The sequence below is a fragment of the Arthrobacter sp. 10T416 genome (genome assembly GCF_056394165.1).
Window position 1 is genome coordinate 82,383 of record NZ_JBFTHI010000016.1, and the last position, 6,252, is coordinate 88,634.

At 67.7% G+C, this 6,252-nt stretch carries 8 protein-coding genes; 4 read left to right on the forward strand and 4 right to left on the reverse strand.

Features of this window, described 5'->3' with window-relative positions:
* Positions 1-110 precede the first annotated feature (110 nt).
* From kynU to AC1DBE_RS15070, 3 genes are read right to left on the reverse strand one after another with little or no spacing between them, the layout of a single operon-like run.
* A complete protein-coding gene (kynU, locus tag AC1DBE_RS15060) occupies positions 111-1,403 on the reverse strand; it encodes a kynureninase (protein ID WP_476971036.1) in 1,293 nt (430 codons plus the stop codon).
* Positions 1,400-2,254, reverse strand: a complete 855-nt coding sequence (gene kynA, locus AC1DBE_RS15065; RefSeq protein WP_476971037.1) for a tryptophan 2,3-dioxygenase — start codon at positions 2,252-2,254, stop codon at positions 1,400-1,402. Before kynA ends, kynU begins: the two co-directional genes overlap by 4 nt.
* 14 nt (positions 2,255-2,268) lie before the next feature.
* Complete coding sequence (locus AC1DBE_RS15070) at positions 2,269-3,279, reverse strand: bifunctional riboflavin kinase/FAD synthetase (RefSeq protein WP_476879104.1); 1,011 nt, start codon at positions 3,277-3,279, stop codon at positions 2,269-2,271.
* 231 nt (positions 3,280-3,510) lie between these two features.
* Between AC1DBE_RS15070 and AC1DBE_RS15075 the strand changes: the two genes are divergently transcribed.
* On the forward strand, positions 3,511-4,350 hold the full coding sequence (locus AC1DBE_RS15075; protein WP_476879103.1) for a DUF937 domain-containing protein: 840 nt from the start codon (positions 3,511-3,513) through the stop codon (positions 4,348-4,350).
* Between the two features lie 87 nt (positions 4,351-4,437).
* On the opposite strand, the gene AC1DBE_RS15080 is transcribed toward AC1DBE_RS15075, so the two are convergent.
* A complete protein-coding gene (locus tag AC1DBE_RS15080) occupies positions 4,438-5,013 on the reverse strand; it encodes a P-loop NTPase family protein (protein ID WP_476879102.1) in 576 nt (191 codons plus the stop codon).
* 25 nt (positions 5,014-5,038) lie between these two features.
* Here AC1DBE_RS15080 and AC1DBE_RS15085 point away from each other — a divergent pair, with 25 nt between their 5' ends.
* From AC1DBE_RS15085 to AC1DBE_RS15095, 3 genes are all read left to right on the forward strand, one after another.
* Positions 5,039-5,464 (forward strand): GNAT family N-acetyltransferase, encoded by a 426-nt coding sequence (locus AC1DBE_RS15085; RefSeq protein ID WP_476971038.1) that lies wholly within the window; start codon positions 5,039-5,041, stop codon positions 5,462-5,464.
* A gap of 62 nt (positions 5,465-5,526) precedes the next feature.
* The gene (locus AC1DBE_RS15090; protein WP_476971039.1) at positions 5,527-5,976 is read left to right on the forward strand and encodes a hypothetical protein; all 450 of its coding nucleotides are present in this window, start codon (positions 5,527-5,529) and stop codon (positions 5,974-5,976) included.
* Between the two features lie 94 nt (positions 5,977-6,070).
* The coding region (locus AC1DBE_RS15095; protein WP_476971043.1) for a hypothetical protein at positions 6,071-6,252 on the forward strand (182 nt) is incomplete at its 3' end.

Below are 6,252 nucleotides of genomic sequence, written 5' to 3' on the forward strand. Positions count from 1 at the left end.
GAGTCAGTAATTCACTGCCGGGGGTGCTGCGCCGGAATTCCTGCCCCACAGGGAAGGTATCCTCCACACAACAAGAGCCAGCCGCCACGGACTGCAGCCGGATCCAACGTTTAGTTTACTGGCACGCCGCCGATGTTGTCTAAACCGTCCGGCGCGCCCACCAGCAACCCGCGGATGGCGGCGACACCCTGGTACAGCTCGGCGAAGGAGGTACTCAGCGGCGAGAGCCCGATCCTGATGCCCTGCGGCGCCCGGAAGTCAGGGATCACGTCCTGTTCCCACAGCTGGGCGGTCATCTCACGGAACGCGGGATGGTCCACCGTGATGTGGCTGCCGCGCAGGTCGGGGTCCCGCGGGGTGGACAACTGCACCCCTGCGGGCGCCAGCCAGGCGTCATGGAGTTCGACGGCGAACGCCGTCAGCAGCCGTGACTTCTCCCGGACGGCGGCCATGGAGGCCTCCTCAAGCAGGTCCAGTGTCCCGCGCATGGCGAGCATGCCGAAGATGGCGGGCGTTCCGCTGAGGAAGCCCCGGATCCCTGCCGCCGCCTCGTAGCCCGGACCCATCTCGAACGCGTCCTTGCGTCCCATCCAGCCCCAGATGGGCTGCTGCAGCCCGGCCAGGTGCCGGGCGTTGACGTAGGCGAACGCGGGCGACCCCGGTCCCCCGTTCAGGTACTTGTAGGTGCAGCCTGCGGCGAAGTCGACGCCGGCGTCGTCCAGGCCGATCTCCACCGACCCGGCGGAGTGGCACAGGTCCCACACCACCAGCGCGCCGGCGTCGTGCACGGCGGCGGTGATGCCGGGCAGGTCCGCGAGGAAACCGGAGCGGTAGGCGATCTGGCTGAGGACCACGACGGCGGTGGCCGGCCCGGTGGCGGCGCGCACCTGGTCAACGCTGACCCCTGCGGAGGGGTCTGCCTCGATCCAGCGCAGTGTGAGCCCCTCTTCGCGGGCAATGCCTTCGACGAGGTAGCGGTCGGTCGGGAAGTTGTCCGTGTCCAGCACGATCTCGGTGCGGGCCGGATCGGTGACGGCGGCCAGTGCGGCGCGGATCAGTTTGTAAAGCACCACGGTGGTGGAGTCGGCGATGATGGTCTGCCCGGGCGCCGCGCCCAGCACGGCCCGGCCCAGCTGGTCACCGATCTGCTGCGGCAGCTGCAGCCATTCCTCGTCCCAGCCGCGGATCAGGCGGCCGCCCCAGCTGTCCTGGATGAAGCTGCTGATGTCCGTGACAGTGCGCTTCAGGGGCCGGCCCAGGGAGTTGCCATCGAGGTAGGACAACTCCGTGTCCGTCCCGACGAAGTGGGCGCGGTACGCGGCCAGCGGGTCCGCGGCGTCGAGGTCCAGCGCGCGTTGCCACAGGGCATCGGTCGCTGCCTGTGCCGGTGTCCCGGCGCTCACTGGCCGATCTCCGTGCGGACGGCGAACAGTTCCGGGAAGAACGTCAGTTCGAGGGCTTTTTGCAGGAAGGCCACTCCGCTGGACCCGCCGGTCCCGGACTTCATGCCGATGGTCCGCTGGACCGTCCGGAGGTGCCGGAAGCGCCAGAGCTGGAAGTTGTCCTCGAGGTCCACGAGTTCCTCGCAGGCTTCGTAGGCGCCCCAGTTGGTGGCCGCGTTTTCGTAGATGTACTTGAACACGGGGACAAGTTCCGGGCTGAATTCGTGGGCCTTGCTGACATCGCGGTCCAGGACCGACGCCGGCACGTCGAAGCCCTGGCGCTTGAGGTAGGCAAGGAAGTCGTCGTAGACACTGGGTGCTTCGAGGAGCTCCAGGAGCATCCCGTGGGCCTCGGGGTCCGATTCGAAAACCGGCAGCATCTTGCGGTTCTTGTTGCCCAGGAGAAACTCCACGGCGCGGTACTGGCTGGACTGAAAGCCTGATGAGCTGCCCAGGAAACCCCGGAACTGGGAGTACTCGGTGGGTGTCAGGGTGGCCAGGACAGACCACTGCTCCGTGAGGGTCTTCTGGATGTGCTTGACCCTGGCGATGGCCTTGAGCGCGGAGCCGAGGTCGTCGGCGCGAAGCCAGGCTGCGGCGCTGCGGAGTTCGTGCAGCACGAGTTTGAGCCACAGCTCCGTGGTCTGGTGCTGGATGATGAACAGCATCTCGTCGTGGTGCTCCGGTGCACTCACGGGCTGCTGGGCGCTGAGCAGCGTTGGCAGCTGCAGGTATGAGGCGTAGCTCATCCGGGAGCTGAAGTCGCGGACAATGTCCTTGTCCAGCTCGCGGGTGTTCTTCTCTAGGGTCACGTCGGGTGCCTTCCTTAACCTTGGGACGCGGTCAGGAGATCGTGCGCCTGGACGACGTCCAGGCGCATCTGTTCCACCAGCGCCTCCGGGCCACGGTACGCGACCATACCGCGCAGGCGGGCCACGAATTCGATGACGACTGTCTGGCCGTAGAGATCGAAATCCTCCACGGCCTCTTCGGGCCGGTCGATCACGTGCGCCTCGACTTGCCGGCTGACGCCGTCAAAAGTGGGGTTTGAGCCGACCGAAATGGCGGCCGGCCAGCGGATGCCGGCCTGGTCTACGAGCCAGCCGGCGTAGATGCCGTCCGCGGGGATGTAGCCGCTGGCGTCCGCAGCGAGGTTGGCGGTGGGGAAACCGAGGTCGCGGCCGCGGGCGGCGCCGTGCACCACCTCGCCCCGCATCTTATGCGGCCGGCCCAGGACGGCAGCGGCGGTGGCGACGTCGCCCTCCCGCAAGGCATCCCGGACCCAGGTGGACGAGCAGCGGCGGTCGCCCGCGCCGCCGTCGTGGTCAGTTCCGTCGGTGCGGTGCACCGGGTAGCCTTCGGAGCCGAATTCGCTGATGACCTGCACCTCGAAGCCGAGCTTCTCCCCCAGCTCCTTCATGGTGTCCAGGTCGCCGGAGTTGCCCCGGCCAAACCGGGCGTCGTGGCCGATGACGACGTGGCTGGCCTTGAGGGCATCCACCAGCACCGAGGAGACGAATTCCTCCGGGGTCAGGCTGGCCAGTTCCAGCGAGTACTTCATCACCAGGACGGCGTCCAGGCCGACCTCGCCGAGGGCAACCAGCTTGTCTTCGAGCCCCATGATCAGCTCGGGGGCGGATTCGGGGCGGTGGACCTGTGCCGGGTGCGGGTCGAAGGTGATGGCGACGGCGCGGGCGTGGGTCAGGCGGGCCGTGCGGATCAGTTGCGACAGCACCTGCTGGTGGCCGCGGTGCACGCCGTCGAAGTTGCCGAACGTGACCACGGAGGGACCGAAGTCCGCCGGGACTTCGGACGGATCGTTCCAGATGTGGACCATCTACCTCGCCTTTTGCTGCCTGCTGTGGACTTTTCCGGAGGGTCTGGCCGGCTCCGGAACTCTCTAAGATTACCCGCTGCCGGCGCTGGTCCCGGACGGATCCGGGCGCCGCCGTTACCTTTCCGTCTACCCGGCCCGGGGCTACGATGCAAGGGCACCAGTTCGGCGACGGCAATGCGGCCGCCGCCGCCACCAATGCCCGCGGCCGGACCGCGGCTGAAGGAGAACGCCATGACTGAGCTCCATGACATCCTTGGGCAGATTCCCGTAGACCAGATCGCCGACATGCTCGGCACGGACCGGCAGACGGCCCAGGCCGCTGTGGAGGCCGCTGTCCCCACGCTTCTCGCCGGCATGCACAACAACGCGCAGGCCCCCGAAGGCGCAGCCGCCCTGGAGTCGGCCCTGGACCAGCACCGGGACGGGCTGGTGGACGGCGGTGTGGATGCCGCCCAGGTGGACACCGCCGACGGCGAAAAGATCGTGAACCACGTCTTCGGCGGCCAGCAGGACCAGGTGGCCAGCCAGCTGGCCGGCTCGGCACAGCTCGGCGGGATGGGCGGGGACCTGGTGCGCAAGCTCCTTCCGCTGCTCGCCCCGATCGTGATGTCCTACCTCGCCAAGAAGGTCCTGGGCGGCCGTGGCCAGGCCGGCGCAGGTGCCGGAGCTGGCGCCGGCGCCGGTGCCGGGAGCCAGGCCGGACCCGGGGGCATTGACCTCGGCGGAATCCTGGGTGGAATCCTGGGTGGCGGCGCAGGAGGGGCGGGCGGCGGCCTGGGCAGCATCCTCGGCGGCATGTTCGGCGGCGGCGAACAGCGCACCACCGATGAAGCTCCAGCGCCCGATGCGGGCCGTGCAACGGAACCGGCTCCCCAAGCTGAGCCCCAGGCGGTACCGCAGGGACAGCCGTCGGGCGACGGTCCGGCACCGGGTGAGCTGATCGACATTGACCTCCCCGGGCAACAGCAGGACGACGCGGCCCGGCAGGATGAGGGGCAGTCCGCGGAGCAGTCCCGGAAAGACGACGGCGGACTCGGCGGCCTGCTCGGCGGACTCTTCGGGAAGAAGTAGGGTCCAGACCGCGTACCAGGCGGGGCGGCCGCGCCTCATCGCCCGCCCCGGCGCCCTGCCCGGTACTGCTTTCCAATATCAGCGGGGCTACTGCTTCCGGGCGGCCGTCGGATCTGCCTGCGGGATGAGCTGCAACCATGCTTCCAGGTCCCGTGGGCGACGGAAGAGGAGGACTTCAGCCGGCCCGGGGGAACGTTGGAGTTCCCGCATGACCCGTCGTTTCCGGCCAAAGGACCGGAAGTGCCAGCCGATGATCGAATCCGGCGCGAAGAGTCGGGCGAACGTCTCCCGGTTGCCATTGCACACTTCGTCCCTGGCAACGACTCTCCGAAGCGAACGACGGATCAGCCTCAGCAGCGAAAGCCACCGCGGATAGTCCAGCCCTATGATCAGCTGCGCCCGGGGCACGACCAGGTCCCGCCACACGCCGTAGGCGCTGTCGAGGACCCACCTGTCCTGGCCGGCGATGCGCGCCGCGAGCTCGCGTTGTTCCGCGGTATCCGGTTGCCGCCACCCCGGAAGCCAGCCAATGTCGTCGTCGGCGGAATACTCCGGCAGCCCGGTACGCGCAGCGTAGGCGTGTGCGGCGGAGGACTTGCCGCTGCCGGTGACGCCGTAGAAAAGGACTCGCGAAGGGGCCGCTGGCGAAGGTGGGGGTTGCACTAGGTCAGCATGCCACACTGGTCCGATGCCCGAATTTGTCATTGCCGCCAGCCCCGAGGTCTCCGGCGCCGAGGTGGTGGCACTCTATGAATCCGTCGGGTGGGCCGCGTACACGCGGGACCCCGGCCTGTTATTACAGGCGCTCCGAAACTCCTCCTTTGTGGTCGCCGCACGGAACCCGGACGGACGGCTGGTCGGGCTGGCCCGCGTCGTCTCCGACGATGCGACCATCTGCTATGTGCAGGACATCCTCGTGGACCCGGGGTGCCAAGGTGCAGGCGTCGGGCGCGCCATGCTGGAAGCTGTCCAGGCCCGTTACCGGCATGTCCGACAGACGGTGCTCCTCACGGACAACGAACCTGGCCAGCGGGCTTTCTACGAGGCCCTTGGATTCACTGAGGGCACCGATTTCACTCCGGAACCCCTTCGGGTCTTTGCCTTGTTCCGCTAGTCCGACGAGTCCGCGGCACTTCCCCATGTACCCGGCGTCACTGCCGTGCCTACTATCTGGGTATGAGGCGACTGGCGGCGGCAGCAGCGATCAGCCTGGTTTCCGTGACGGTGCTCAGCGGATGCTGGCTGGAGCCGGGCTCCCACACGGCCGCCTGCGTGGACTGGGTCCGCTTCGGCACCCTGCAGGAACGGTTCGACCATGCGGGAGCTGTTGTTGTCGGCACCCCGCAGCCGACGGACGGCGAAACCCGCATCTATGGGTATCAGGCCAACATCCATGCTGTTGAGGTTGAACGGGTTTTCAAGGGCGATGTGGGGACTGCACCCGTCCGGGTTGCGTCCATGCCTGTTACGTGCGGCAAGTCGTATCCGGACGGTGACCCGCTCGACGCCGGCGGTCGGCAGCTCCTCTTCCTCACCAACCAGAACGGCGAATGGTTCACCATGACGCCGGACCAGGGAGCTCTTCCCTTCCMCACGGGCACTCCCCTGCCGTTCAAGACCCGCTAGCCGCCGACGAACCGTGACGCGGTGAGGGCATGGTGCTTCTTGCCGAGCCGTCCGTCCCGTCGCCGCCTCGGTGCTCACTGGGTATCCGCAGTCCATGGGTCCCAGCGGAGGACAGTTTCTGCCCGCAGCCGGTCTGGACTTCTTTTTAGGGTCGGAAGTGGTGGTTGCGTCGGGGTTGTTGGGTGGGGTCGAGGTGTGGTGGTGGGGTGTACTAGGGGGTGCCGTTGTGGTTGTGGATGGTCCATTGTTCTTTGTGGATGAGGTGGTGGTGGTGTG